23 protein-coding genes are annotated in these 25618 nt (G+C 68.0%); 9 read left to right on the forward strand and 14 right to left on the reverse strand.

Annotated elements, in window-relative coordinates:
• Positions 1-65: 65 nt before the first annotated feature.
• Positions 66-1385 carry a PTS transporter subunit EIIC gene (locus AC0B9F_RS05295; RefSeq protein ID WP_471999011.1) on the forward strand — a complete coding sequence of 440 codons (1320 nt, stop codon included), beginning with the start codon at positions 66-68 and terminating at the stop codon, positions 1383-1385.
• 253 nt (positions 1386-1638) lie between these two features.
• Complete coding sequence (locus tag AC0B9F_RS05300) at positions 1639-2901, forward strand: PTS transporter subunit EIIC (protein WP_471998862.1); 1263 nt, start codon at positions 1639-1641, stop codon at positions 2899-2901.
• Between the two features lie 95 nt (positions 2902-2996).
• Here AC0B9F_RS05300 and AC0B9F_RS05305 read toward each other — a convergent pair whose 3' ends face one another.
• Positions 2997-3749, reverse strand: a complete 753-nt coding sequence (locus tag AC0B9F_RS05305; protein WP_471998863.1) for an MBL fold metallo-hydrolase — start codon at positions 3747-3749, stop codon at positions 2997-2999.
• Positions 3750-3896: 147 nt separating this feature from the next.
• Positions 3897-4673 (reverse strand): tyrosine-type recombinase/integrase, encoded by a 777-nt coding sequence (locus tag AC0B9F_RS05310; RefSeq protein ID WP_471998864.1) that lies wholly within the window; start codon positions 4671-4673, stop codon positions 3897-3899.
• A gap of 358 nt (positions 4674-5031) precedes the next feature.
• Here AC0B9F_RS05310 and AC0B9F_RS05315 point away from each other — a divergent pair, with 358 nt between their 5' ends.
• The 3 genes from AC0B9F_RS05315 to AC0B9F_RS05325 all read left to right on the forward strand — a co-directional run bounded on the left by AC0B9F_RS05315 (position 5032) and on the right by AC0B9F_RS05325 (position 10926).
• Positions 5032-5346: a hypothetical protein gene (locus tag AC0B9F_RS05315; RefSeq protein ID WP_471998865.1), complete on the forward strand. Its 315-nt coding sequence runs from the start codon at positions 5032-5034 to the stop codon at positions 5344-5346.
• A gap of 8 nt (positions 5347-5354) precedes the next feature.
• Entirely contained in the window at positions 5355-9875 is a 4521-nt protein-coding gene (locus AC0B9F_RS05320) for a DUF6531 domain-containing protein (protein ID WP_471998866.1), read from the forward strand.
• Positions 9876-10269: 394 nt separating this feature from the next.
• Positions 10270-10926 carry a hypothetical protein gene (locus AC0B9F_RS05325; RefSeq protein ID WP_471998867.1) on the forward strand — a complete coding sequence of 219 codons (657 nt, stop codon included), beginning with the start codon at positions 10270-10272 and terminating at the stop codon, positions 10924-10926.
• A 1179-nt stretch (positions 10927-12105) separates the two neighbouring features.
• Here AC0B9F_RS05325 and AC0B9F_RS05330 read toward each other — a convergent pair.
• Positions 12106-13122 carry a hypothetical protein gene (locus AC0B9F_RS05330; protein WP_471998868.1) on the reverse strand — a complete coding sequence of 339 codons (1017 nt, stop codon included), beginning with the start codon at positions 13120-13122 and terminating at the stop codon, positions 12106-12108.
• A 23-nt stretch (positions 13123-13145) separates the two neighbouring features.
• A complete protein-coding gene (locus AC0B9F_RS05335) occupies positions 13146-13808 on the reverse strand; it encodes a hypothetical protein (protein ID WP_471998869.1) in 663 nt (220 codons plus the stop codon).
• Positions 13809-13970: 162 nt separating this feature from the next.
• Between AC0B9F_RS05335 and AC0B9F_RS05340 the strand changes: the two genes are divergently transcribed.
• Positions 13971-14402 (forward strand): type II toxin-antitoxin system PemK/MazF family toxin, encoded by a 432-nt coding sequence (locus AC0B9F_RS05340; protein WP_471998870.1) that lies wholly within the window; start codon positions 13971-13973, stop codon positions 14400-14402.
• A gap of 7 nt (positions 14403-14409) precedes the next feature.
• Here AC0B9F_RS05340 and AC0B9F_RS05345 read toward each other — a convergent pair whose 3' ends face one another.
• The 7 genes from AC0B9F_RS05345 to clpS all read right to left on the reverse strand — a co-directional run bounded on the left by AC0B9F_RS05345 (position 14410) and on the right by clpS (position 19211).
• Positions 14410-15360 carry a PLP-dependent cysteine synthase family protein gene (locus tag AC0B9F_RS05345; protein WP_471998871.1) on the reverse strand — a complete coding sequence of 317 codons (951 nt, stop codon included), beginning with the start codon at positions 15358-15360 and terminating at the stop codon, positions 14410-14412.
• Positions 15361-15366: 6 nt separating this feature from the next.
• On the reverse strand, positions 15367-15645 hold the full coding sequence (locus AC0B9F_RS05350) for a MoaD/ThiS family protein (RefSeq protein ID WP_471998872.1): 279 nt from the start codon (positions 15643-15645) through the stop codon (positions 15367-15369).
• 120 nt (positions 15646-15765) lie between these two features.
• Positions 15766-15861, reverse strand: a complete 96-nt coding sequence (locus tag AC0B9F_RS05355; RefSeq protein WP_019065921.1) for a putative leader peptide — start codon at positions 15859-15861, stop codon at positions 15766-15768.
• A gap of 91 nt (positions 15862-15952) precedes the next feature.
• Positions 15953-16375: a M67 family metallopeptidase gene (locus AC0B9F_RS05360; protein ID WP_471998873.1), complete on the reverse strand. Its 423-nt coding sequence runs from the start codon at positions 16373-16375 to the stop codon at positions 15953-15955.
• A 133-nt stretch (positions 16376-16508) separates the two neighbouring features.
• On the reverse strand, positions 16509-17933 hold the full coding sequence (locus tag AC0B9F_RS05365) for an amino acid permease (protein ID WP_471998874.1): 1425 nt from the start codon (positions 17931-17933) through the stop codon (positions 16509-16511).
• A 343-nt stretch (positions 17934-18276) separates the two neighbouring features.
• The gene (locus tag AC0B9F_RS05370) at positions 18277-18882 is read right to left on the reverse strand and encodes a DUF2017 domain-containing protein (protein ID WP_471998875.1); all 606 of its coding nucleotides are present in this window, start codon (positions 18880-18882) and stop codon (positions 18277-18279) included.
• Between the two features lie 11 nt (positions 18883-18893).
• On the reverse strand, positions 18894-19211 hold the full coding sequence (gene clpS, locus AC0B9F_RS05375; protein ID WP_471998876.1) for an ATP-dependent Clp protease adapter ClpS: 318 nt from the start codon (positions 19209-19211) through the stop codon (positions 18894-18896).
• Positions 19212-19376: 165 nt separating this feature from the next.
• Here clpS and AC0B9F_RS05380 point away from each other — a divergent pair, with 165 nt between their 5' ends.
• Positions 19377-20705: a nicotinate phosphoribosyltransferase gene (locus tag AC0B9F_RS05380; RefSeq protein WP_471998877.1), complete on the forward strand. Its 1329-nt coding sequence runs from the start codon at positions 19377-19379 to the stop codon at positions 20703-20705.
• 109 nt (positions 20706-20814) lie between these two features.
• Positions 20815-21408, forward strand: a complete 594-nt coding sequence (locus tag AC0B9F_RS05385; protein WP_471998878.1) for a nicotinamidase — start codon at positions 20815-20817, stop codon at positions 21406-21408.
• A 36-nt stretch (positions 21409-21444) separates the two neighbouring features.
• Here AC0B9F_RS05385 and AC0B9F_RS05390 read toward each other — a convergent pair whose 3' ends face one another.
• Both AC0B9F_RS05390 and AC0B9F_RS05395 read right to left on the reverse strand, forming a co-directional pair.
• Positions 21445-21786, reverse strand: coding sequence for a hypothetical protein (locus AC0B9F_RS05390; RefSeq protein ID WP_471998879.1), 342 nt, complete (start codon positions 21784-21786; stop codon positions 21445-21447).
• A gap of 145 nt (positions 21787-21931) precedes the next feature.
• Complete coding sequence (locus tag AC0B9F_RS05395) at positions 21932-24283, reverse strand: immune inhibitor A domain-containing protein (RefSeq protein ID WP_471998880.1); 2352 nt, start codon at positions 24281-24283, stop codon at positions 21932-21934.
• 343 nt (positions 24284-24626) lie between these two features.
• On the opposite strand from AC0B9F_RS05395, the gene AC0B9F_RS05400 reads away from it, so the two are divergent.
• Positions 24627-24869 (forward strand): hypothetical protein, encoded by a 243-nt coding sequence (locus tag AC0B9F_RS05400; RefSeq protein WP_471998881.1) that lies wholly within the window; start codon positions 24627-24629, stop codon positions 24867-24869.
• A gap of 19 nt (positions 24870-24888) precedes the next feature.
• Here the strand turns inward: AC0B9F_RS05400 and AC0B9F_RS05405 are convergent, their stop codons facing one another.
• The gene (locus AC0B9F_RS05405; RefSeq protein ID WP_471998882.1) at positions 24889-25560 is read right to left on the reverse strand and encodes an RDD family protein; all 672 of its coding nucleotides are present in this window, start codon (positions 25558-25560) and stop codon (positions 24889-24891) included.
• Between the last annotated feature and the right edge of the window lie 58 nt (positions 25561-25618).

Here is a 25618-nt window from a genome sequence, read left to right on the forward strand (position 1 = left end):
GTCTACACCAGTTGACGGACGGTCGCCAAACCCGCCCCCGCGTCGGGGGCCGGAAGGACACCGCCATGAGTGCCGAGAGCGCCGCCGCCGGACCGCGCCCGGTGAGCCCCGTGCGCGAGCGCTGGAACCGTTTCTTCCAGGGCTTGCAGAAGATGGGCCGCAGTCTTCAGCTGCCCATCGCCGTGCTGCCGGCGGCGGGCATCCTGAACCGGCTCGGGCAGCCGGACGTGTTCGGTGACCAGGGTCTTGGCTGGACGAACGTGTCCAAGGTGATGAAGGGCGCGGGCGGTGCGCTGCTCGACGGTTCGCTGGGGCTGCCGCTGCTGTTCTGCATCGGCGTGGCGATCGGGATGGCGAAGAAGTCGGACGGTTCGACGGCGCTGGCGGCGGTGGTGGGCTTCCTCGTCTACTACCAGGTGCTGCACCAGTTCCCGGAGAGCTGTCCGGGCGGGTCGAAGGAGGTCCCGGACATCGGGTGCCAGGTGAGTGTGGGCGGGGGCGTCGGCTCGGTGACGCCGTTCACGTTCCAGAATCCCGGGGTGTTCGGCGGGATCGTGATGGGGCTGCTGGCGGCGTTCTTCTGGGTGCGTTTCCATCGCACGAAGCTGGTGGACTGGCTGGGCTTCTTCAACGGGCGGCGGCTGGTGCCGATCATCATGGCGTTCGTGGCGATCGCGTTCGCGGCGCTGTGTCTGTGGGTGTGGCCGCCGATCGGTGACGGTCTGGAGAGCTTCAGCAAGTGGCTGCGGGACGCGGGCTCATGGGGTGCGGGTGTGTTCGGTGTGGCGAACCGGGCGTTGCTGGTGATCGGTCTGCATCAGTTCCTGAACGTGCCCATCTGGTTCCAGTTCGGCACGTACACGCCGCCGGGCGGGAAGCCGGTGCACGGTGACATCAACATGTTCCTGGCGGGTGATCCGCATGCGGGGCAGTTCACCTCGGGGTTCTTCCCGATCATGATGTTCGCGCTGCCGGCGGCGGCGCTGGCGATCGCGCACACGGCGAAGCCGCACCGTCGCAAGGAGGTGAGCGGGCTGATGCTGTCGGTGGCGCTGACGTCGTTCGTGACGGGGATCACGGAGCCGATCGAGTACTCGTTCCTGTTCATCGCGCCGCTGCTGTACGCGGTGCACGCGGTGCTGACGGGTGTGTCGATGGCGGTGACGTGGGCGTTGGGCGTGCACGACGGGTTCAGTTTCTCGGCGGGGTTGATCGACTACGTCATCAACTGGAATCTGGCGACGAAGCCGTGGGCGATCATTCCGATCGGTTTGTGCTTTGCGGTCGTGTATTACGCGGTGTTCCGTTTCGCGATCACGAAGTTCGACTTGAAGACGCCGGGGCGGGAGCCGGAGGAGGAGGTGGAGGACGCCACGAAGGCCTGACGGCGTTCGCGCTTCCCCAGGGCCCTTGAACCGTGCCGGTTCGGGGGCCTTTCGTCATGACCTGCGTCCGGTACGCGCCGTAGTGCCACGGTCGCGGAATCGCGGGTTCCTTACGCCGCCTTCATCGTGCTACAACAGGTCTACACCACTGACTGGTGTAGACCATGCGTCGGTGCTTCTGTCGCCGCGCATTCCCGAGACGCCGCCGTCCTCTCCTGTCCCCTGGCGGCGCCTTGCCCAATGGAGGAAGTTGATGACCACGGCGAGCGCGGCACCCGCCGCACAGAAGAAGGGCGCCGGGCCGATGGCGGTCCTGCAGCGCATCGGCCGCAGCCTGATGCTGCCGGTCGCCGTGCTGCCCGCGGCGGCCCTCCTGGTCCGCCTCGGCAACGCGGACATGCTGGGACGGGACTCCTTCCCCACGTTCGTCACCAAGATCGCCGGCTTCATGGCGGCCGGTGGCAACGCGATCCTGGACAACATGGCGCTGCTGTTCGCCGTGGGCATCGCGATCGGCTTCGCCAAGAAGTCGGACGGCTCGACGGCGCTCGCGGCGGTCGCCGGCTACCTGGTCTTCAAGAACGTGCTGGGCACGTTCACCGACAAGAACCTGCCCAAGGTGGCGACGGCGGTCGACGGCAAGGTCGTCATGGTGGACGCGCCGGTGGACGCCAAGGTCCTCGGCGGTGTGGTCATGGGCATCGTCGTGGCGCTGATATACCAGCGCTTCTACCGCACCAAGCTGCCCGACTGGGCGGGCTTCTTCGGCGGCCGCCGCCTGGTGCCGATCCTGTCGGCGTTCGCGGGCCTGCTCCTCGGCATCGTCTTCGGCTACATCTGGCCGGTCCTCGGCACGGGCCTGCACAACTTCGGCGAGTGGCTGGTGGGGTCGGGCGCCGTCGGCGCCGGCATCTTCGGTGTCGCCAACCGGGCGCTGATCCCGATCGGCATGCACCACCTGCTGAACTCCTTCCCCTGGTTCCAGGCCGGCGAGTACCACGGCAAGAGCGGCGACATCGGGCGCTTCCTGGCCGGCGACCCGCACGCGGGCCAGTTCATGACCGGCTTCTTCCCGATCATGATGTTCGCCCTCCCGGCCGCGTGCCTGGCGATCGTGCACTGCGCCCGTCCCGAGCGGCGCAAGGTCGTCGGCGGCATGATGCTGTCCCTCGCGCTGACCTCGTTCGTCACGGGCGTCACCGAGCCGATCGAGTTCACGTTCATGTTCATCGCGCCGGTGCTGTACGCCATCCACGCGGTCCTCACCGGTGTGTCCATGGCGCTGACCTGGGCGCTGGGCATGAAGGACGGCTTCGGCTTCTCGGCGGGCGCGGTCGACTTCGGGCTCAACCTGGGCATCGCCAGCAACCCGTGGGGCCTGGTCCTGGTGGGCCTGTGCTTCGCGGTGGTCTACTACGTCGTCTTCCGCTTCGCGATCACCAGGTTCAACCTGCCGACCCCCGGCCGCGAGTCGGACGAGGAACTGGCGGAGCTGCAGAAGGCCGAGGCCAAGTAGCCTCCCGGCACGCACAAGGCCCCCTGGAGCACTGGGCGCTCCGGGGGGCCTTCCGTGTGCCCGGGATCGTTTCTTCCCCGGCGCCGGGTGCGGGGTCAGATCTTGTACGACTTCCTCGGCGCCGCCAGGTCGACCGGGCCGGTGTAGGCGGCGCGGGCGTCGGTGAGGTTGGTCAGGGGGTCGGTCCACGGGGGGATGTGGGTGAGGACCAGGCGGCGGGCGCCCGCGCGGGCCGCGGTCTCGCCGGCCTCGCGGCCGTTGAGGTGCAGGTCGGGGATGGACTCCTTGCCGTACGTGAACGCGGCCTCGCACAGGAACAGGTCGGCGTCCCGGGCGAGTTCGTCCAGGGCGGGCGTGACGCCGGTGTCCCCGGAGTACGTCAGCACCTTCCCGCCGTGCTCGATGCGGATGCCGTACGCCTCGACGGGGTGGGCGACGCGTTCGGTGTGCACGGTGAACGGGCCGAGCTCGAAGGTGGACGGCTTGACCGTGTGGAAGTCGAAGACCTCGCTCATGGACGAGGCCGACGGGGTGTCGGCGTAGGCCGTGGTCAGGCGGTGTTCGGTGCCTTCGGGGCCGTAGACCGGCAGGGGCTCGCAGCGGCCGCCGTCGTGGCGGTAGTAGCGTGCGACGAAGTACCCGAGCATGTCGATGCAGTGGTCGGCGTGCAGATGGCTCAGGAAGATCGCGTCGAGGTCGTAGAGACCGCAGTGGCGCTGCAGCTCGCCCAGGGCGCCGTTGCCCATGTCGAGGAGCAGCCGGAAGCCGTCGGCCTCGACGAGGTAGCTCGAGCAGGCCGAATCCACGGACGGGAACGACCCCGAGCAGCCGACGACGGTGAGCTTCATGAAGCAGAAACCTCCGCTGGCGGGGAACCGGAAGAAGGGGGCGACGGGGGTCGTGCGGTCCGTCGAGCGTAAGGCGCAAAACTCCCGGTCGCTCCTCCGCCAAGGACTGTTGTGGGCGAACTCACCTGCACGACGCCGCCATCCGGGCTACCTGGCGTTCAGCCGTTCGACAAAGATCCGAGGACATTTCGAGGGCGCATCACGCCGCCTCCGACAGGAACCCCTCGACCGCCTCAGGGTCTCCTCGTCCTCGTCGGGGAACAAGTGGCCGTAGGTCTCCATGGCCACGGTGACCGTGTCGCCGAGACGCGCTGCCACCGTCTTCGGCCCTTTCCCGTGCCTGATCAGGACGGACGCGTACGTGTGCCGGAGATCGTGAATCCGAGTGCCCTTGGGGAGCCCCGCCGCCTTCACCGCAGGCCGCCACACGTTGTCAGCGAAGTGATCGGCGTTGACCGGTCCCGCGAACAGGAAGCCGTCCGGTCCTGCCGGGTGATTCTTCAGGTGGAGAGCGACGGCGTCGATGACGGTCTGGGGAACCGGCACCGTGCGATACGACCTCTTCGTCTTCGGCGGGCAGACGATCACACCGGGGTACGCGCGCTGCACCTGCTGCTCGACCTTCACGGTGCGCCGCAGGAAGTCGACGTGGCGGACCTGGAGACCGAACAGCTCGCCAGGGCGCAGACCGCTTCCCGCCCCGAGGACGACCAGCAGCCGATACCGGTCGGGCAGTGCCTTCACGATGGCGTGGATCTGCTCAGCGGTGAGGGGGACGATCTCCTTGTGCGGGACTTCTGGCCCTTTGAGGCCGACGCATGGCGAGATCGGTATGCGCTGGCTCCGCACGGCAGCGTTGAACACCGCCGCGACCTTCTGCTGCGCCTTCCGGGCGGTACGGGGGGCCAGGCCGTGGGCCTTCACGAGCTTGGTGAGCCAGAACTGCAGCTCGTGACTGCATGGACGGGCAATCACCGCCAGCGGTTTCGTGCGTTTCACGGCTAATAGTCACCGACGCCGATCCCGGCGACCGCGGTGCCAGGTCGACCGGGCGGGCCACCAGGAGCTTACGGACTCACGCATGTCCGCGCCGCGCCAGCCCAAGTGACAGACCCTGGATGCCCCCTTCGGGGCGGCCGTACCTGCACCGAGTTCGGCTTCTTGCCCGACCGATGGCAATCTTTACTCGTGCTTGGTGTCGATTATACCTAACACGTAGCCGCGCTCCCTACGGTCGAGGAGTTGACATGCACGCAGAGTAAAGTTCGGGGGTTCGGGGGACGTGTCGGACCTGAAGAAGGAAGCCGTCTCGCTGCACACGGCGGCGTCCGGGTTGCGGGGAACGGGGCATCACACGGCGAAGCCGTTGCAGGAGTTCGAGGCGGCATCGCACGATCTGAGCGCCCTGGGGGCGCTGGGTTCTCTTCTTGGCGCGAAGGGTGAGATCGAGAAGGGCATGACCACGCTCGCGAAGTTGACGAAGGAGCTTGGCGAGGAGTGGGAGGCGGAGGCCAAGTTCATGGGTGAGGTCTCCGACGCCTTCGACCTGCTGGATGTGCTGCTGGCGGCGGCCGGCGAGTCCGGCAAGAAGGGCTGAGGCGGGCCGTGGTCGACCTCAACCCGCTGCACTACATCAACAAGTTCAACCACATGTTCGGCGACACGATCGCCAGCGGCCTGGAGTTCCTCGGCATCTCGGATCCGGCGGTGGACCCGGACGGCATCCGCGAGATCGCCAAGAAGTGGCGGCACCTGGCGACCGGCCTGGAGGGCGCGGCCGGCGCGGCCGGCACCGCGATGACCGGCGTGCAGTGGGAGGGCAAGACCGCCAAGGCCTTCAACAAACGTGCGAAGGCGGCCCGCAAACAGGCCACGGACATGGCCCACGCCCTGCACGAGGGCGCCAAGGCGCTGGACGCCTTCGCGGACAAGGCGCACGAGCTGCTGTCCGAGATCGGTGTGATCCTGGCGGAGATCGCCGAGTACGAACTCGCCGGTCTGGCCCTGGACGTGCTGTCGTTGGGGGCGTCCTCGGTGGCGGCGAGCCTGATGGCCACCGAGCGCGCGGCGAAGGTCGTGGCGCTGATCGGACGGATCGAGACCGAGGGCACGGCATTGGCCTCGGCGGTCCGCGGGGTGATGGAGGTCATCCGGGCGGTGGAGCGGGCGCTGAAGGCGCTCAAGGAGATCCGCGGCGTGGCGGCGGTGGCGAAGATGGCCAAGGAGGGCGCGAAGTTCTCCGCCTTCGCGACGATGCTGGAGGACCCGGGCGCGTTCAAGGACCCGGAGAAACTGGCCGGCATCCTCGCTGAGGGCGCGGTGATGGGCGTCGGTTTTGGCGTGCTCGGCAAGGCACTCGGCAAGGCATTGAAAGCTCTCAGACCCAGTGAATTGGCCAAGTTGGCCCAAGCGTTGAATCTGGGCGGAAACGTTTTGTCCCGGCTGAAGCTGCGTCCCGGCGAAGCCGAGAAGCTCGAAGCCGGGATCCAGGCGGCGGAGAAGGAGTGCAAGCTCGACCCGATCGACGTCGCCACCGGCACGATGCTGCTGCCGCAGACCGATGTCGAGCTGCCCGGTGCTCTTCCCTTGATTCTCGAACGTACCCACCTGTCGTCATACCGCTGGGGTGGCTGGTTCGGGCCCTCCTGGGCCTCCACTCTGGACCAACGCCTTCAGGCAGACGACGCCGGTGTCACTTACGCGGCGCCCGACGGCTCCAGGCTCGTCTATCCCCGTCTCGATCCCGACGCGGAGCAGCCTGTCTATCCGGAAACCGGCCCTCGAATACCCCTGACCTGGGATACGGAGACCGACGGTGCTTTGAGAATGACCAACGCCGGAACAGGGCTGGCGTATATCTTCCATAGTCCACAGCCCACCGACGACGGCAACGCGGTTGACCTACCCCTGCAGGCGATCGTCAACCGGCACGGTCAGAGGATCACGGTCCACTACGGCGACGACGGCGCCCCCGTCGAGGTCTCTCACTCCGGCGGCTACCGCATCGCCCTCGATCGCCACCCCGACCTGCCCCGCATCGCCGCTCTGCGCGCGCTCGACCCCGAGCGTGCCGATGCCCGGGGAACGGTGCTGGTCTCGTACGGATACGACGACGCGGGTCACCTCTCCGAAGTGCGCAACTCTTCGGGCCGGCCACTGCGCTTCACCTACGACGCAGAAGGCCGGATCACCTCCTGGACTGACCGGAACTCCAACACCTACTCCTACACCTACGACCAGCACGGCCGCGTGGTACGCACCGAGGGCAGCGGCGGCTTCCTCACAGGAACGCTCGCCTACGACGACACCACCCGCACCACCACAGTCACCAACGCCCTGGGGCACAGCACCGTTTACGAGCACAACGCAGCGTTTCGGCTCGTCCGCGAGACCGACCCCCTCGGCAACACGACCCAGCAGGAGTGGGACGAGAACGGCCGCTTGATCGCTGTCACCGACGCTCTCGACCATGCCACCCGCTACCGCTTCGACGAGCACGACCGCCTCACCTCCGTCGTCCACCCGGACGGCAGGGAGGTCTCCGCCGAGTACGACGACCGGGGCCTGCCTGTGACCATCACCGGGCCGGACGGGAGCGCCTGGCGCCAGGAGTACGACGAATACGGCAACCGGACGTCGGTCACAGATCCGGCCGGCGCCACCACCCGCTACGACTACGCCTCGGATGGTCTCCTCAGCTCCATCACCGACGCGCTCGGCCACACCACGCAGTTCCGCTACAACAGGGCCGGTCTGCCGGTCGCAGTGACCAACTCGCTGGGTCCCGTCACCTCGTACGCCTACGACTTCCTGGGTCGTCCGACTTCAGTCACGGACCCCCTGGGCAACACCACGCGGCTGGAGTGGACCCCGGAGGGCCAGCTGGCCCGTTACACAGCCCCGGACGGCAGCGGTGAATCATGGACCTACGACGGCGAGGGCAACTGCACCACGCATGTCGACCCGCTGGGCGGTGTCACGCGTTTCACGTACGGCGACTTCGATATGCTCACCGCCCGCACCGGCCCGGACGGAGCCTGCTACAGCTTCGAACACGACACGGAGCTGCGCCTCGTCCGCGTCATCAATCCTCAGGGACTGACCTGGAGTTACCAGTACGACGCCGCCGGACGCCTGATCTCCGAGACGGACTTCGACGGTCGGACCCTCACCTATACCTATGATGCTGCAGGCCGCTTCCGCTCGCGGACGACCTCGCTTGGCGAGACGATCAGCCACAAGCTCGATGCCGTCGGCCGCATCCTCGCCAAGGACGTTGAGGGACAGCTCACCACTTACCGCTACAACACCGCGGGCCACCTCACTGAGGCCAGGACTCAGTCATCCGCGCTGTTGTTGGAATACGACGCCCTGGGCCGTGTCCTCTCCGAAACCGTCGATGGACGCACCATCCGATACGCCTACGACAACTTCGGCCACCGCGTCAGTCGCAGGACCCCCAGCGGCGTTCTCACGGAGATCTCCCGGAGCCATGCGGGTGCTCCCACCTCTATGGTCCTGGGAGGCCGTACCATCTCCTTCGCCCGGGATCGCTTCGCCCGTGAGATCACCCGTACGCTCGGGGAACCCTCTCGGCCAGTCTCCATTGGCTCCACCTGGGACACATCCGGCCGACAAGCCACTCAGAGCGTCACAGCCGGCTCCCGCACACTGCGCTCTCGGTCCTTCGAATATCGGGCCGACAACAGTCTTACCGCCATCACCGACCAGCTCACCGGCGAGCAGCGCCGCATCTCGCTGGACCAGCTCGGACGTCCGTTGGCGGTCATGGCAGACGGCTGGACCGAGACATACGCCTACGACCTGGCAGGCAACCAGACCACCGCTCACTGGCCCGAGTCCGCTCCGAACGCCGAGGCTCGCGGCGAACGCGTGTACACCGGTACCCGCATACGTACAGCGGGTCGAATCCGTTACGAGTACGACGCCGCCGGGCGCACCACTCTGCGTCAGAAAACCCGTCTGTCGCGCAAACCGGACACTTGGCGCTACGCCTATGACGCCGAGGACCGTCTCGTCTCTTGCACCACACCCGACGGCACCGTGTGGACCTACAGCTACGACCCCTTGGGCCGCCGCACGGCCAAGCACCGCATGGCCGCCGACGGCAGGACCGTCGAAGAGACCGTCCGCTTCAGCTGGGACGGGAGCGATCTCGCCGAACAGACCGACACTGCCACCGGCGTCATCACCAGCTGGGAATATGACGACGACCAGCCCATCGCCCAGCTGGAACGGAGGGTCAATACACCCGCATCATTCGAGGCAGGCACGGCCACTCAAGGAGAAATCGACACCCGCTTCTTCGCTATCGTCACCGACTTGGTCGGTACCCCCACCGAACTCGTCGACGAACACGGCACCATCGCCTGGCACACCCGCGCCACCCTGTGGGGCACGACCAGTTGGAACCGCACTGCCAGCGCCTACACACCGCTGCGCTTCCCCGGCCAGTACGCGGACCCCGAAACCGGCCTCCACTACAACTTCTATCGCCACTACGACCCGGACACCGCTCGCTATACCACTCCTGATCCGTTCGGCCTGGTGCCAGCGCCCAACCCCGTTGCCTACGTCCACAACCCACAGACGTGGAGCGACCCTCTCGGGCTGGTCCCGAAGGCCTGCAAAATGGATCGGTACAAATGGGATGGAAGCGTACGATTCGGCAAGCTCGACACTCTGAACCGTCCGACGGGGGTCTGGGCATCACTGCGCAAGGAGATGCTGCGCACAGGAAGCGAGGCGGGCACGACCTGGACGCCCGGCTGGCGAGGAGACGGAACGGCCTTCAACGAAGCGCGCGGCCATCTGCTTGCCAACATCCTGGGCGGCCCCGGCAAGGGCCCCTTGGCACGTCACAACTTGGTCACACTGACCCAGAACCCGGTAAACACTCCAGTGATGAAGCAGATCGAGGCCAAGGTCTTCGAAGCCGTGAAGAAGGGCGAGAATGTTCAATACTCGGTGGTACCGCATTACGAGGGAACGAATCCGATCCCGACCAAGCTGAACATCACCGCTTACGGAAACCGAGGGTTCTCGCTGAGCGAGGTGCTGGAAAACCCTGCCGCGGGTGTCCGAACGGCGATTCCCAAACTGTGACACATCGGCCACACCATCAAGGACGATCATGACTCGTACCACGCCCCCGCGTCCCGTGGACATCGAGGCGCTGTTCTCGGAACTGTCCGGTTACCGCAAGGTGTGCACGAGACTCCACCCGAGGCCTGGGCTGCCGAAGCCGCAAGAGAACTCCGTCGGAGGTCCCCTTCTGTGGCCTCGCGACGAACCCTGGCCTACGTGCCAGTCACCCCACCCACGGAATCGGGGCAGGCGCCTCGGAGACGTCCACGAGTGGCGCCGAATCCTTGCAGACGCTTGGCATCGAAACCCCGACGAGGGACCGTCGGCGGAGGAACTGGACACACTGTCCGCTCTTGAGCGGGAACATCACGTTCCGGAACTCCACCACACCGCACCTGTCCCGCTTCTGCCCGTGGCCCAGGTCTTCGTGAAGGACGTCCCGGGCCTGATGGCACCTGCAGGATGTGACCTCCTCCAAGTGCTGTGGTGCCCGTTCGATGGCCATGGCGCTCAGTCCGGTCCGGGCGTGCAACTGCGCTGGCGCAGTTCCACCGGACTGGACGAAACGCTGGACGAGCCTCCGCTTCCCGAGGTGATCGGCGACGCCGGATACGTCCCTGAACCCTGCGTACTCGACCCTGAACAGGTGGTGGAGCACGAATACCGGGAACTCTTGCCTGCGGACCTACAGCAACGGATCGAGGCATGGGAGGCCGAAGCCGAAGAAGAGGCCGAAGAGTCCTATGACGATGAGGCCGACTTCGTCACCTACCACCATGACCTGTCCATTGCACCGGGGTGGAAGATCGGCGGCTACGCGTCGTGGAGCGTGACCGGACCGACGCAAATGACGTGTTCCTGCGGACAGCCGATGCAACTTCTGCTGACAGTCGACAGCAGGGAGTGGGACAGCGGAACGCTCAGCTGGGTTCCATTGGAAGACCGCGAACTCATCAACGAGTCCGAAGCGAACGCCCCGACACAGGTGACTGTCGGCAGAGGAGGCTCACTCAACATCTTCGCCTGCTCAGCGAACCCGGCCCACGAGCACAAGGTCAGCATTCAGTAGTGAAGGCGCCGCCCCCGGTGTTTCTCTTCGGTGCTGCCTGCCGATGGGCGAATCACTCTTCCACAACCTGTGGACATGCATCGAGCACGTACGCCGAGCCGTGTGACATTCGCGGCGGAGGCCAGCGAGAGAAGTTGGCCACGTCCGCGGCGGATGATGCGGTGCCACCTGCCGTCGCGGTGCCAGCGGCGGAACCCAGTCCGTCACGGCCTGTATCGCTAGGGCAAAGTCCGGCCACCGTGCGGAACCGGTATCTCCTTGATCAGCTGCCGCATACCCTCTGCCCTGGCCCTGCACTAACCCCTCGGCAACGGAACCGACGCCGCCACCTGGACGTGCACTCCACAGTGTCTGGCCACGAAGGCTCCTTGATCGACGGGCAGGCCGGGGTAGAAAACCCAGTCGGTGAAGACACCCTGCCTTCCAGCACCTGGGCAAGGTGCATTGGAAGTGCCGGCTCGGACACTCCCAGCCGCCAGGGCACGCCGCCGTTGCCTGGAATGCGCACCCTTGTCGGCGAGGCCGTAGCAAACCCACGCATCGGACCGCCACGGGGTCCGCAGATGCCTTGCCCAGGTATGTGAGGGCTGGCTTGATCACCGTGTCGCCAACGACCCGTCACCGGTACCACGCAGTGTGACCGTATGCCTAGAATGATCCATTCGGTGGATTCCACCGAATGGCCGCCTACTACTGGATGGTCACTTTCCCCGTCGATTCGGCGCTGCCGAGCGCGCTCAGCGCTGCGGGACATGATCGGGAACCCGAGCTCCGATTCCATCGACGCAGATGGTCTGCCCCTGACCTGGGCCGGATCGGGTCCGCCGACGATGTCTCGCTGGAGGAGCTGGACACGCTCCTCGTCGCCGCAGCCATGACGTCGGCATGCCGGTTCCGGCTACAGGCCGTGACCATGCCGGCTTCCCGCGGAGCGGTTCGCTACAGCGCTGCCCCGTGGACGCCCGTGCTCGATCTCCACTCCAAGCTGTCCTCCGCCGGCGATGGCTGCCAGCTGCCCTTCCGGAACCTTCCGGGAGCAGACCGCTGCGCTGAGGCCGCGCATCGGCATCGCCTACCGCGACCGCCGGGCGGACGCCCGCCATGTCCCGGAAGCGATCCGGCCGCTCCGGGACATGGACAGCGTCACGGTGTGCCGATCGCTTGTATCTCGTCGGCTCTTCAGCGGTTGACGGCCTGGATCTCCTGAACGACAACATCCTGCTCGGCGCCGAACGTGCCGGGCGGCAGGGCCTGCTCGCGGTTCACGCCCGTACCGGTCCAGTAGATCTTCCAGGTGATAGTGGCCTTGAGCTTGTACGAGCCGTCTCCCGAGGAGCGCAGATACGTGACGCCGCACGGCGGAGTCTCGTCCGCCTTCCTCTTCTCGTACGCCTCACCGATTCGGCCGTTGCTGATCTCGCACACGCCGGACGCCGGAAAGGTCGCGGCGTCGGCCGTGCCCGGCTCGATCCTCAGCGACACCGGTTCCGCGGTGGTCGTCGCCTCGATGCCGAGCAGCGGCACGGACGCGGTGACCGACACCGGCTTGAACTTCGCTGTGTCGAGCCACGCCCACGTCGGCAGGTTCACCTTCGTAGTGTCCGCCGGAGCGAGCTGGACCTTGGTCGACGGGACGCGGATCTCGGCGTACGCGAGCTGCGCGAGCATCTCCGGCGTGACCGCCTGGGGGATGTCCGCCGGCGGAGCCTCACCCTTGTCCACCCAGAAGATGGGCTTGTCGCAGTCGAGTGCGCCCGGGTCCCCCTCACGTCCCTGGGTGACGTACGAGTCCCACCAGTAGCCCTCGCCGGTCTTGGCCTTGTTGAAGTCCTTGTACGTGCCGGGGGTCGTGCCCCCTTTCTCGTACTTGTTGCGCTGCTCCAGGTCCCACTGGGAGCCCGTGGAGTCCTGCTCCCAAATCGGCTCCAGGTATTCCTTCAACTCTGCCGGGGTGTACTTGGGCGCGTAGTAGCAGGCGGGCGGGGTCCAGGTCGTCGACGAAGAGGTCACCGCACCGGTGGAATCCCCGGTGCCGTTCTTCGAGCGGTCGAAGACCACGGCACCGGCGGTCGCGCTCACCGTCTGCCCCGACTGGCCCCCCTTCGCCTGAGTCTCGGATCCCGTACCCTTCCCGCCCGGCGTGAAGTCAGCCCAAGCGGTCGGGCTGCCGACGATCACCACGACGCCGGCGAACAAGCCGGCACAAACGGCGGTCCTCGCTACGGCCGGCACTGAGCCGCCCCCCTCGTGGAGAGGATCTGAGATGTCTGCCAGACCCCCTCATTGTTCTTGTCCAAGCGCGTGTTGTAGAGGACGTAGCTGTTCTTGGTGACCGGCGTCCTGTTGACCTTCCCGGTCTTCTTGTCCTTGCTGTAGCCCTTGCTCTCGTCCGCGCAGAAGACGAGCACGGCCGATGACTTGCTCTTGAGCGTCACGTTCCGGTCGTAATAGCGCGCCACACCGGTAAGAGTGGAGTTGGCGTCCTTGAACTCGTTGACCCACGTCACCGCAGCTTCAAGAGCCTTGCCGGTGTTGTAGTAGGCGAGCGCCTCACTTTTGGGATCCGTCCCGGTGATAGCAGCGTCGACCGCACGCATGCGCTCTGCGTTGTCGGCGAGCACCGCGTCCTTCAGGGAGTCCCCGGTCTTCGCCGACTCGAAGATCAACGTCAGGTCCGACGGCAACTTGATCGTCGGGCGGCCGGCAGACGTAGAGGCGGAGGCAGTCGGAGACGCCGAGGCCGACGAGCGGTCTCCGGTGTCAGCGCCCGCGATCTTGTCGTTGCCCTCGGAACTGTCGTCGCCGCTCGCGCAGGCGGACAGAAATAGTGCCGCGACGGCGGACAGCACGACGCCTGCGAGCACGGTGGGGCGGCGATTCACGTATTTTGCGTCAACTGCGGGTGACTTACGGTACCTATGGGCTGGGAGATCGGCGGCTACGCGTCGTGGAGTGTGACCGGACCGACTCAGTAGGGAAGGCTCCGGGCGGTCGGTGGGGTCGCAAGGGCGCGCTGTGTGGGTTGCGCCGGTAACGTCGTCGGTATGGACACGTCCTGGTGGCTGGCGCTCGCGGCGGTGGTGCTGCTGGTTCTCGTCGCCGTGCTCGTGGACGGCTGGGGGCGGGGGCGGCGCGAGGCGCGCCGTGCGCGGGCGGCGGCTGCGTCGCCGCGGCCGCGGCCGGCGGAGATCTGGTGGGCCCAGGTGCCCTACGAGGACGGGCCGCAGAGCAAGGACCGGCCGTGTCTGGTGCTGTCGGTGCGCCGCCGCCGGGTGCGGGTGGCGAAGATCAGCACGAAGTACCACGACGAGCGGGCCGGGGTGATCCCGTTGCCGCCGGGTTCGGTGGGCGACGCGCAGGGCCGGGCGAGTTTCCTGCAGACGGACGAGCTGCGCGAGGTGCCGGTGGGCGACTTCCGCCGCCGGGTGGGCGTGGTGGACCCGGTCCTGTGGGACCAGGTCCGTCACCTGGCGTAGGGGCTGATCAGGCCCAGAGCTGGCCCTGCAGTGTCTCGATCGCTTCCTCGGTGGTCGCCGCCGTGTACACGCCGGTCGACAGGTACTTCCAGCCGCCGTCGGCGACGACGAAGACGATGTCGGCGGACTCCCCCGCCTTGACGGCCTTGTTGCCGACGCCGATCGCCGCGTGCAGGGCGGCGCCGGTGGAGACGCCCGCGAAGATGCCCTCCTGCTGGAGGAGTTCCCGGGTGCGGGTGACCGCGTCGGCGGAGCCTACGGAGAAGCGGGTGGTGAGGACGGAGGCGTCGTACAGCTCGGGGACGAAGCCCTCGTCGAGGTTGCGCAGGCCGTAGACCAGGTCGTCGTAGCGCGGCTCGGCGGCGACGATGCGGATGTCCGGCTTGTGTTCGCGCAGGTAGCGGCCCACGCCCATGAGCGTGCCGGTGGTGCCGAGGCCCGCCACGAAGTGGGTGACCGAGGGCAGGTCGGCGAGGATCTCCGGGCCTGTGGTCGCGTAGTGCGCGCCGGCGTTGTCGGGGTTGCCGTACTGGTAGAGCATCACCCAGTCGGGGTGCTCGGCGGCCAGCTCCTTGGCGACGCGTACGGCGGTGTTGGAGCCGCCCGCGGCCGGGGAGGAGATGATCTGCGCGCCCCACATGCCGAGCAGGTCCCGGCGTTCCTGGGAGGTGTTCTCGGGCATCACGCAGACCATGCGGTAGCCCTTGAGCTTGGCGGCCATGGCGAGGGAGATGCCGGTGTTGCCGCTGGTGGGTTCGAGGATCGTGCAGCCCGGAGTGAGGCGGCCGTCCTTCTCCGCCTGTTCGATCATGTGCAGGGCCGGGCGGTCCTTGACGGAGCCGGTGGGGTTGCGGTCCTCCAGCTTCGCCCAGATGCGCACGTCCTGGGACGGCGACAGCCGCGGCAGGCGCACCAGGGGGGTGTTGCCGACCGCGGCGAGCGGGGAGTCGTAGCGCATCGCCGGTCAGGCCATGCCGCCGGCCACGGCCGGCAGGATCGTGACGTTGTCGCCGTCGGTCAGCTTGGTGTCGATGCCGTCGAGGAAGCGGACGTCCTCGTCGTTGAGGTAGACGTTGACGAAGCGGCGCAGCTGCTCGCCGTCCACGATGCGGGCCTGGATGCCCGTGTGCCGGGTCTCGAGGTCGGCGAACAGCTCGGCGAGGGTGTCGCCGTTGCCCTGCACCGCCTTCTGGCCGTCGGTGTAGGTGCGGAGGATGGTCGGGATGCGGACCTCGATGGCCATGGCTCAGGGCTCCTGTCGGAAGGTGTCGTCGGTTCGGTCAGGCGCGCGCACCCGGGCTGTCCCCGGGATTTCGGCACTGCGAAAGCGCCGCGGCCACGGTCGGACGGCGGCAGCGGAAGATCAACAGATGGCGCTGTTCAGCCTGCACAGGTCGACGTGCAGCCGCGCCACGAGCAGCGTGCCCGGCGCCTTGTCGCTCACGTCGAGAAGAACCATGGGCTCATCGTATCGATTCCCGCCCCCGGTTCCGGAGTGTGATTCCGTATGCCGGACGGAATTCGTCCGGTGAGCGAGACGCGGGTCGGGCTCAGTAGGACTCCACGACCCTGACCTCCTCCTCCGTGACCTCGCCGTCCACGATCCGGAAGGAGCGGAACTGGAAGTCGCCGAGGCCGTCGGTGTCCGCGGTGGAGACGAGGACGTAGTGGGCGCCGGGTTCGTTGGCGTAGGAGATGTCGGTGCGCGAGGGGTGGGCCTCGGTGGCGGTGTGGGAGTGGTAGATGACCACCGGCTCCTCGTCGCGGTCGTCCATCTCCCGGTAGAGCTTGAGCAGGTCGCCCGAGTCGAACTCGTAGAAGGTGGGCGACATGGCCGCGTTCAGCATCGGGATGAAGCGCTCGGGGCGGTCCGAGCCCGCCGGGCCCGCGACGACGCCGCACGCCTCGTCGGGGTGGTCCTTGCGGGCGTGGGCGACGATCTGGTCGTAGAGGGCCTGGGTGATGGTCAGCATGTGGCTCAGGATAAGCAGAAGGGCCGTTCCGTACCGAGGGTTGGTACGGAACGGCCCGGATGCCGGACGTCCTGAGCGGCGGCCGCAGCGGGGCGCCACGAGAGCTCCTTGCGGCGGGACGTCCCGGGGTGGCTCAGCCGACCCGGTCCAGCTCCGGCTCGCGGCGCTGGGTGACCTCCGGGTTGCGCGCCTTGAGCACGGCCCAGCCGATGCCGAGGGCGATCGCCCAGCCGGCCATCACGTACAGGCAGATGCGCGACTCGCTGTCGTAGGCGATCAGGCCGGTGACGAAGAGGAGGAACACGATGGCGACGTACGAGCACTTCGCGCCGCCCGGGGCCGGGAAGGCGGAGGCGGGCAGCCGGCCGGCGACCACCGCGCGGCGGTACAGCACGTGGCTGACCAGGATCATCAGCCAGGTCCAGATGCCGGCGGCGGTGGCGACTGAGGTGACGTAGCCGAAGGCCTTCTCCGGGACGATGTAGTTCAGCACCACGCCGATGGCCATGAAGGCGACGGAGACGGTGATGCCGAGCGCCGGCGTCTTGGTGGAGGACAGCTTCTGGAAGACGCGGGGCGCCTCGCCGTTGTCGGCCAGGGTGCGCAGCATGCGGCCCGTGGAGTACATGCCGGAGTTGCAGGACGACAGGGCGGCGGTGAGCACGACGAAGTTGACGATGCCCGCACCGGCCGGGATGCCGATCTCCGCGAACGCCTTCACGAAGGGGCTGACCCCGGGGGCGAACTCGGTCCACTTCACCACGCACAGGATGACGCTGAGCGCGCCGACGTAGAACAGGGCGATGCGCCACGGCAGGGTGTTGATCGCCTTGGGGAGGGTCTTCTCCGGGTTCTCCGACTCACCGGCGGTGACGCCGACCAGCTCGACGGCGAGGTAGGCGAACATCACGCCCTGCAGGGTCATCAGGGACGAGCCGATGCCCTTGGGGAAGAAGCCGTCGAACTGCCACAGGTTGGAGACGGAGGCGGTGTCGCCGGCCTGGCTGAAGCCGAGGGTGAGGACGCCGAGACCGATGACGATCATGCCGATGAGGGCGGTGACCTTGACCATCGAGAACCAGAACTCCAGCTCACCGAAGAGCTTCACGGAGATCAGGTTCACGCCGAAGAGGATCACCAGGAAGACCAGCGCCGTGACCCACTGCGGGACGGCCGGGAACCAGTAGTTGACGTAGATCGCCGCGGCCGTCAGCTCGGCCATGCCGGTGACGACCCACATCAGCCAGTACGTCCAGCCGGTGAAGTAGCCGAAGAAGGGGCCGAGGAATTCGCGCGAGTACTCCGCGAAGGAGCCGGAGACCGGACGGTAGAGCAGGAGCTCGCCGAGCGCCCGCATGATGAAGAAGATGATCAGGCCCGCGAGGGCGTACATCAGGATGAGGCTGGGGCCGGCCTTGGCGATGTTCGCCCCGGCTCCCAGGAACAGACCGACGCCGACGGCTCCGCCGATCGCGATCATCTGGACCTGCCGGCTGCCGAGCCCGCGCTCGTACCCCTCCTCGGGGGTGGTCCCCTTGTCGACCTGCTCAGAGGTCATGTGTGGTGCGCCTTTCTCCATGCCGACCCGGGCCTTGAGTCAGGCCGCGGATCGGGTCTCGATCCCCCCGGATGAAATGGAGCTGAGCGGGCTTTGCACGCCTGCTCGTGCCTGGCCGGCGGTCGCCGGCTCGGTGGCGCACCCGGCTGAACATGGGTGGTGTTCGCCGGGCGGTCGTGAAGATTTATCACGGCCGCAACAGAGATCACAGATGTGCCCTGTGAGGCATCACACAAGGAGAACCGGACAAAGGCCACCCGAAAGGGGCGAACGGGGGCGTTGATTTCACAGGATCGTTATCCGGATTTGAGCGTCCTCTGAGCGAACACCCGACGGGGGCGGATCAGGGCATAAGGGTGGTGACGAGGGTCTCCTGGAGGCCGCCCAGCCACAGGTACGCCATCACCATCGGCTTGCGCGGGTCCTCGTCGGGCAGCCGGTAGAGCAGATCGGTGTCGTCCTCGTCGGTGATCTCCAGCCGGGAGCCGATGGCCAGGCGCAGATCGTTCAGCGCGCCCAGCCACTGCCGGGACTGACCGGGGGAGAGTTCGAGGACCGCGCCGCCGTCGCCCGCGGAGGTCAGCGCGTCCAGGGAGCGGATCACCGCGAGGGCGTTCTCCCGCTTGCCGGCGCGCAGGTCGTTCTCGGTGTAGCGGCGGAACTCCGCGGAGTGCGCCGCGCGCTCCTCGGCGTCCCGCGCACCGGCCGGCGTTTCCTCGGGGTCGGTGTACGCGTCCGGGAACAGACGCTTGAGGACCGGGTCGGACGGCGGCTCGCTCGGCCCCTCGGCGAACAGTTCGGCGAGCGGGTCGGCCGGGGCGTCCCCGGCCGGACCCGGGCCGATCAGCTCCAGGAGCTGGACCGCGAGGGAGCGGATGATCGAGATCTCGACGTCGTCGAGGGCGACGGCCGCGCCGCCGCCGGGGAGCGCTTCGAAGGTTCCTGGCATGAAGGAGGTCGCTACTTCCGGTCCTGCTGGAGGGTGGCCCACAGACCGTAGCCGTGCATGGCCTGTACGTCGCGTTCCATCTCCTCGCGGCTCCCGCTGGAGACGACCGCCCTGCCCTTGTGGTGGACGTCGAGCATGAGCTTGGTGGCCTTGTCCTTGGAGTAGCCGAAGTACGACTGGAAGACGTAGGTCACATAGCTCATGAGGTTGACGGGGTCGTTGTGGACGATCGTCACCCAGGGGACGTCGGGCTCGGGTACGGCGGACACCTCTTCCGCCGACTCGGTCTTCTCGATCTCGATGGGTGCGGCTGCCGTCACACTGCCCATGCTGCCACCTGAGGTGGGCACCCGCACAAACGGCCCCCCTGAGCGGGCGATTCGGGACGGGTGGAGATCACTCGCGGGCGGGCGCGGATCACCCGGAGAGGTGGGCGCCAGATCACACTCACCCTAAATCGTCAGAGTGACGAAATGGGGGTAGCATCCTCTTCCATGAACACAGCGGACCTTGGGCTGCCGGTGGACGTTCCCTCGACGGCGCTCTTCACGGACCAGTACGAGCTGACGATGGTGCAGGCCGCCCTGAAGGGCGGTACGGCCGGGCGGCGGAGCGTGTTCGAGGTCTTCACCCGGCGGCTGCCGAACGGACGGCGCTACGGCGTCGTCGCCGGCACCGGACGCGTCCTGGACGCGGTGGAGAACTTCCGCTTCGACCCCGGCGTGCTCGGCTTCCTGCGCGAGCGCTCCATCGTCGACGACGAGACGCTGGACTGGCTCGCCGGCTACCGCTTCACCGGCGACATCTGGGGCTACCCCGAGGGCGAGGTGTACTTCCCGGGGTCGCCGATCCTGCGGGTGGAGGGCACCTTCGCCGAGTGCGTGCTGCTGGAGACGGTGATCCTGTCGATCCTCAACCACGACTCCGCGATCGCCGCGGCCGCGTCCCGGATGTCGGCGGCGGCGGGCGAGCGGCCGCTGATCGAGATGGGCGCCCGGCGCACCCACGAGCTGTCCGCGGTGGCCGCGGCGCGCGCCGCGTACGTCGGCGGGTTCGCGTCCACCTCCGACCTGGCGGCCGGCTTCCGCTACAACATCCCCACCGTCGGCACCTCCGCGCACGCCTTCACGCTGCTGCACGACCGCGAGCGGGACGCCTTCCAGGCCCAGGTGGACTCCATGGGCCGCGACACGACCCTGCTGGTGGACACCTACGACGTCGCCGAGGCCGTACGGACCGCGGTGGAGGTCGCCGGGCCCGAGCTGGGCGCGGTGCGCATCGACTCCGGTGATCTGCTGCTGGTGGCGCACCGGGTGCGGCAGCAGCTGGACGAGCTGGGCGCGCGGAACACGAAGATCATCGTGACGTCGGACCTCGACGAGTACGCCATCGCCTCGCTGGCGGCGGCGCCGGTGGACGCGTACGGGGTGGGCACGCAGCTGGTGACCGGTTCCGGGCACCCGACGTCCGCCATGGTGTACAAGCTGGTCGCCCGGGCCGAGACCACCGATCCGCGCTCTCCGCTGAAGGCGGTGGCGAAGAAGTCCACCGGCGGGAAGACGTCCATCGGCGGCCGCAAGTGGGCCGCGCGGCGGCTGGACGCGTACGGCGTGGCGGAGGCCGAGGTGGTGGGCACCGGGGCGGTGCCGACCGAGCTGGCGGACCGGCAGCTGCTGGTGGAGCTGGTCAAGGGCGGCGAGGTCGTGGGGCGCGAGCCGCTCGATGTCGCCCGGGACCGTCACGCGCGGGTGCGCGCGAACCTGCCGCTGTCCGCGACGCAGCTCTCCCGCGGCGAGCCGGTGCTGCCGACGGAGTACCTGTAGGTCAGGACGCCCGGCCGGCCCCGGCGGCACGACTGCCCGCGCCCGCGCGGGGGTAGACAGCCCCTGTCGTGACAAACCGCAGACCCCATAGCCGAAGGACACCCACACCATGCGTCGCGCCTTGATCGTCGTCGATGTGCAGAACGACTTCTGCGAGGGGGGCAGCCTCGCGGTGGCCGGGGGTGCGGACGTCGCCGCCGCCATCACCGAGCTGATCGGTCAGGCGCCGGCCGGCTACCGGCACGTGGTGGCCACCCGGGACCACCACATCGCGCCCGGCGGGCACTTCGCGGACGAGCCCGACTTCGTCCGCTCCTGGCCGGCGCACTGTGTCGCCGGCACCGAGGGCGTCGGCTTCCACCCGAACTTCGCGCCCGCCGTCGCCTCCGGCGCGATCGACGCCGTCTTCGACAAGGGCGCCTACACGGCCGCCTACAGCGGCTTCGAGGGCGCCGAGGAGAACGGTGTGCCGCTCGCCGAGTGGCTGCGGGCCCGGGAGATCGACGAGGTGGACGTCGTCGGGATCGCCACGGACCACTGCGTGCGGGCCACCGCGCTGGACGCGGTGCGCGAGGGCTTCCGCACCCAGGTCCTCCTCGACCTGACCGCCGGGGTGGCCCAGGAGACCACCGACCGGGCGCTGGAGGAGATGCGCGGGGCGGGCGTGGAACTGAGCGGCAAGCCGGTCGTGGCCCGCGGCTGACCCGGACCCCGGACCCCCGACCCCGGACCCCGGGCCTCAGGTCTGGGGCGTTGGGCGGCGCAGCAGGGAGCGGATCGGGTGCCACAGCTCGGTCGCCAGGCCGGGTGAGCTGACACCGTTGTCCGGTGCGGTGCGCCACACCAGGCCGTCGGGGTGGTGCAGCACGGCCGTGATCTCGTCCGGGGTCGGCGGGGCCGCGTTGCCGCGCAGGTAGACCGACCGCAGCCCCAGGTTGCGCAGCCGGGTCAGGGCGCGGGCCCGGTTCTGCGCGTGGACGAGGACCCGCACTCCGGCGGGGCCGTCGCCGGCGGGGCTGGGCAGGTTGAGCGCCACCACCACCGTGCCGTTCGGCAGCTTGCAGAAACCTCCTGCGGCCATCTGGTCACATCCCCGTTCCGGTCGGCGTGGACACCGGTGTCGACGCCGGTGTCAATAAGACAGTCACAGCACGCACCTAAACACGATCGGCGGCAACCCGCCAGGGGGTTGCCGCCGATACGCGTCTGACCTGCGGAAACAGTGACTACTTCACCGCGGGGCCGACCAGGAGGTTGATCGTGGAGCCGTCCTTGGCCTCCTTGACGATCCGGATCCGGGTGTTGGTGTCAGTGACCTTGACACCGGACGCCGGGTTCGAGGCGTCCCAGTACGTGGCGGCGTGGTCGTTGAAGACCGAGACGCCCGAGGACGGCCAGATCTTCGTCGCGACGTCCGCCTTGTGCAGCGTGATGCCGTCCGTCGGGTACAGGCTGAAGGGCGCGTCGTAGGACTGGACGCGGCCGCGCATCAGCGTGCCGTCCTTCCAGCGCAGCGCCTCCGGGTGGGAGTCGATCGGCAGGATCAGGCCGGCGCCGGGGTGGGTGCTGGTGTTGTTGTCCGCCTGCGAGGTGTCCCACTTCCAGATCAGCAGACCGTTCTGGTACGGGTAGTGCTCCACCCAGTCGGGACGGGTCGTGGAGAAGCCGAAGTTGTAGGGACCGGTCTTCAGCGTCTTGTCGTACGACACGTACTGCCGGTTCTCGGCGATGTAGTACTGCGCGTAGTCCTTGGTGAAGGACGCGCCGATGCGGGAGAAGCCGGCCGCCGTCCACGCGGGGTCCGCGCTCTCGGCGTTGTCGGAGAACAGCGTGGCGCCGTCGGCGGTCACCGCGATCTCGTCGGCCGCGAAGCCCTTGAGGGCGACGCCGCCGTCCGTCTGGTAGCGGAAGCGCAGGTCGATCTTCTTGCCCGCGTAGGCGTCGAGCGGATACGCCAGCTTCTTGTAGCCGTCGACCGAACCGGTCAGGGCCGGCTTGTCGCTGCCGTCGCGCGGGATCGGCTGACCGTTCACCGTGCCGTCGAGGGCGGTCCAGTTGGCGCCGCCGTCGGTGGAGACCTCGGCGTAGAGGTAGTCGTAGCCCGCCTCGATGTCGTACCAGCCGTCCAGGGTGAGGGCGGCGGACGTCTTGCCGGTGAGGTCGACGCTGCGGGTCAGCGTGTTCTTCAGGTCGTCGCCGCTGCCGCTCCACCACTGGGCGCTGCCCTGGGCGGGCTGGACGACGGTGGTGGTGACCGCCTTGTCGGGCAGGTTCACGACGAGCGCCTGCTTGTTCCAGGTGTTGTACTCGGCGACGCCCAGCTTGTGGCTGGACTGCTGGCCGGCCTTGGCGGTGTCGTAGTTGAGCCAGCCGAGCTGCAGCTTGTCCCAGGCGTTCATGTCGCCCGGCAGGTCGCCGATGGCGTTCTCGCCGCGGCCCAGCCAGGAACCGGAGGACATCAGCGTCCAGAAGCCGGTGGAGTTCTCGCCGCCCGCGGTGTCGTACTCGTCGGGCAGGCCGAGGTCGTGGCCGTACTCGTGGGCGTAGACGCCGAGGCCGCCGTTCTCCGGCTGGATGGTGTAGTCGCCGACCCAGAGGCCGGTGTCACCGATCTGCGCGCCGCCCAGCTTGTTGTTCGCGGGGCCGGTGGCGCCGGCGTCGGTGCCGAAGGCGTACCAGCGGTGCGCCCAGATCGCGTCGGTGCCCTGGGCGCCGCCGCCGGCGGACTCGTCCTCACCGGCGTGCACGATCTGGAAGTGGTCGATGTAGCCGTCGGGCTCGTTGAAGTTGCCGTCGCCGTCGTAGTCGTAGCGGTCCCACTGGTCGAACTGGGCGACGTCCGCCTTGATCTGGGCGTCGGTGCGGCCGGCCGCCTTCTGCTGCGCGACCCAGGCGTTCAGGCCGTCGCGGACGACGTTCCACACGCTGGTGCAGTTGGTGGAGCCACAGGCGTTGTTGCCGTAGCGGGCCTCGTTGTAGGGCACCTTGACCCAGTCGGAGACCTCGCCGTCGACCGAGTAGCGGCCCGAGGACTGCTTCTCGTAGTACTTCTTGACCGACTCGGTGTTCTTACCGGTGCCGAAGTACAGGTCCTGGAAGTGCCGGCGGTTGTAGTCCGCCTGCCAGGCGGTGGAGTTGTCCTTGGTGCGGTCGGGAGCCGCGATCGTGTTGTGCAGCGGACCGGGCGTGCCACCGGCCTTGGGGTCCGTCTGGTCGCCGAACTCCACCAGGATGGTGAAGATCTTGTCGGTCTTCTCGCGGCCCATCTCGACGTACTTGCTGTCGCCCTTGCGGCCCTTGAGCTGAACGACCTTGGAGCCGTTCTTGTCCTTCACCTGGGCCTTGCCGGATATGACCTGGTCGAGCGCCTCCTGGCGCTGCGCTTCCTGGGTCTTGCTCAGCGGGCCGTCCAGGTCGTGCTTGTGCTGCTTCGCCGGCGCCGGGTCGTGCCGGTCCACGCTGGTGGCGCCGGCGGGCGTGGCCGCCTCGGCCACCGCGAAGGTGGTGAAACCGGCGGAGGCCGCCGCGAGGGCGACACCGATCGCCGCCGTTCGGTACATCCAGGATCTACTGGTCACTTGAGTTCCTCCCCCGCGTGAGCGCACGCGGAAGGGGGCCCTGGTCATGGCGGGGGACCGCGCGCGGTGATCAACGCGTGTAATCAAGTGACGACATTTGACTAGAGGTTTGAGAGAAAAGACAGATCTTGACTTGAACAAGTCAAGTGCACTATGCGGAAGAGGGGTTCGCTTTACGAACACCGGTCACTCACCCGGTCGTCGCTCCGCCACGCTTCGGCGGTGACTCGGTGCGCCCCTTGTGCACCGGCACTGTTGGTCAGGTCACGCTTACCGTTCGTTCCGGTCGGGCATGCACGCGAATAGAGTCGAGCACATCCCCGCTTCCGAGGACACGATTGCCATGCCTCGTCCGACCGTCGCACAGCTCGTCTACGGTTCGACCACCGTGATCTTCTCGACCCTCGCCATGCTGCTGCTGTCGCAGACGAGTTCGGGACCGGCGATCGCGCTCATAGCCGTCGCGGCCCTCGCGCTCGGGCTGCTCGTCGCGGTGACCGTGCCCACCACGACGCCCTCCCGGGCGGCACCGGCGTCCGATGCCGCCGAGGAGGCGGTGCGGCAGCCGACGGCGTCCGTGCGCTGAGCACTGCGCTGACGTGAGGTCAGCGGGCGGACACGACCACCGTCTTGGCCGCTTTGTCGTGCAGGCCCTGTTTGTAGGGTTTGTCGAAATAGCTCCAGCCGCCGCAGACCGCCGTCCAGATACAGGCGCAGCAGAAGGCGAACGGGATCCACAGCACGGCCGCCCGGACCAGCGACGTCTGCACCGAGGGGTTCTGGCCGTTGTCGAGGTTGGCGACCCGCATGTTCAGCCACTTCTTGCCGAGCGTCTGACCCGACCTGGTGATCATGAAGGTGTCGTAGGCGATGTAGAGGACGGCGGCGACGAAGGACTCGCCGATCGACTTGCTGACCTCGAGCTTCGTGTCGTTCATCGTGTACTCGTTGACGCCGAAGCCCCAGGAGAGCAGCCAGACGACGATGCCGACGAGGATCATGTCGATGATCCGCGCCAGCGTGCGCTTGCCGCTGTCGGCGAGCGGGGGCATACCGGCGAGGGGATCGGCGAGGTAGCCGCCCCCGCCGTAGGGCGAGCCAGGAGGCGGCGGGGCCTGACCACCGCCGTAGGGACTGTCGTACGGCGAGCCCTGCCCCGGGCCGGGCGGAGGCGGGTTGTCGTACGGCGAGCCCCGCCCGGGGCCGGGCGGGGGCTGCTTCCGGAACGGGTCGTCGTCGGGCGGCGGGCCGGAGCCGGGGGGCGGTTCGCTGCTCATGGCCCGAGTGGACCGCGAAGCCGGGGGCCGTGCACCCGGCGGGCGGCCGGACGGAGTA

The organism is Streptomyces sp. NPDC097129, assembly GCF_055668065.1.

Bases quoted from the DNA above. Each gene is read 5' to 3' on its own strand.
- AC0B9F_RS05295 (WP_471999011.1), top strand. From the start codon at position 66: ATGAGTGCCGAGAGCGCCGCCGCCGGACCGCGCCCGGTGAGCCCCGTG.
- AC0B9F_RS05300 (WP_471998862.1), top strand. From the start codon at position 1,639: ATGACCACGGCGAGCGCGGCACCCGCCGCACAGAAGAAGGGCGCCGGG.
- AC0B9F_RS05305 (WP_471998863.1), bottom strand. From the start codon at position 3,749: ATGAAGCTCACCGTCGTCGGCTGCTCGGGGTCGTTCCCGTCCGTGGAT.
- AC0B9F_RS05340 (WP_471998870.1), top strand. From the start codon at position 13,971: ATGGACACGTCCTGGTGGCTGGCGCTCGCGGCGGTGGTGCTGCTGGTT.
- AC0B9F_RS05345 (WP_471998871.1), bottom strand. From the start codon at position 15,360: ATGCGCTACGACTCCCCGCTCGCCGCGGTCGGCAACACCCCCCTGGTG.
- AC0B9F_RS05350 (WP_471998872.1), bottom strand. From the start codon at position 15,645: ATGGCCATCGAGGTCCGCATCCCGACCATCCTCCGCACCTACACCGAC.
- AC0B9F_RS05355 (WP_019065921.1), bottom strand. From the start codon at position 15,861: ATGGTTCTTCTCGACGTGAGCGACAAGGCGCCGGGCACGCTGCTCGTG.
- AC0B9F_RS05360 (WP_471998873.1), bottom strand. From the start codon at position 16,375: ATGCTGACCATCACCCAGGCCCTCTACGACCAGATCGTCGCCCACGCC.
- AC0B9F_RS05365 (WP_471998874.1), bottom strand. From the start codon at position 17,933: ATGACCTCTGAGCAGGTCGACAAGGGGACCACCCCCGAGGAGGGGTAC.
- AC0B9F_RS05370 (WP_471998875.1), bottom strand. From the start codon at position 18,882: ATGCCAGGAACCTTCGAAGCGCTCCCCGGCGGCGGCGCGGCCGTCGCC.
- clpS (WP_471998876.1), bottom strand. From the start codon at position 19,211: ATGGGCAGTGTGACGGCAGCCGCACCCATCGAGATCGAGAAGACCGAG.
- AC0B9F_RS05380 (WP_471998877.1), top strand. From the start codon at position 19,377: ATGAACACAGCGGACCTTGGGCTGCCGGTGGACGTTCCCTCGACGGCG.
- AC0B9F_RS05385 (WP_471998878.1), top strand. From the start codon at position 20,815: ATGCGTCGCGCCTTGATCGTCGTCGATGTGCAGAACGACTTCTGCGAG.
- AC0B9F_RS05390 (WP_471998879.1), bottom strand. From the start codon at position 21,786: ATGGCCGCAGGAGGTTTCTGCAAGCTGCCGAACGGCACGGTGGTGGTG.
- AC0B9F_RS05400 (WP_471998881.1), top strand. From the start codon at position 24,627: ATGCCTCGTCCGACCGTCGCACAGCTCGTCTACGGTTCGACCACCGTG.
- AC0B9F_RS05405 (WP_471998882.1), bottom strand. From the start codon at position 25,560: ATGAGCAGCGAACCGCCCCCCGGCTCCGGCCCGCCGCCCGACGACGAC.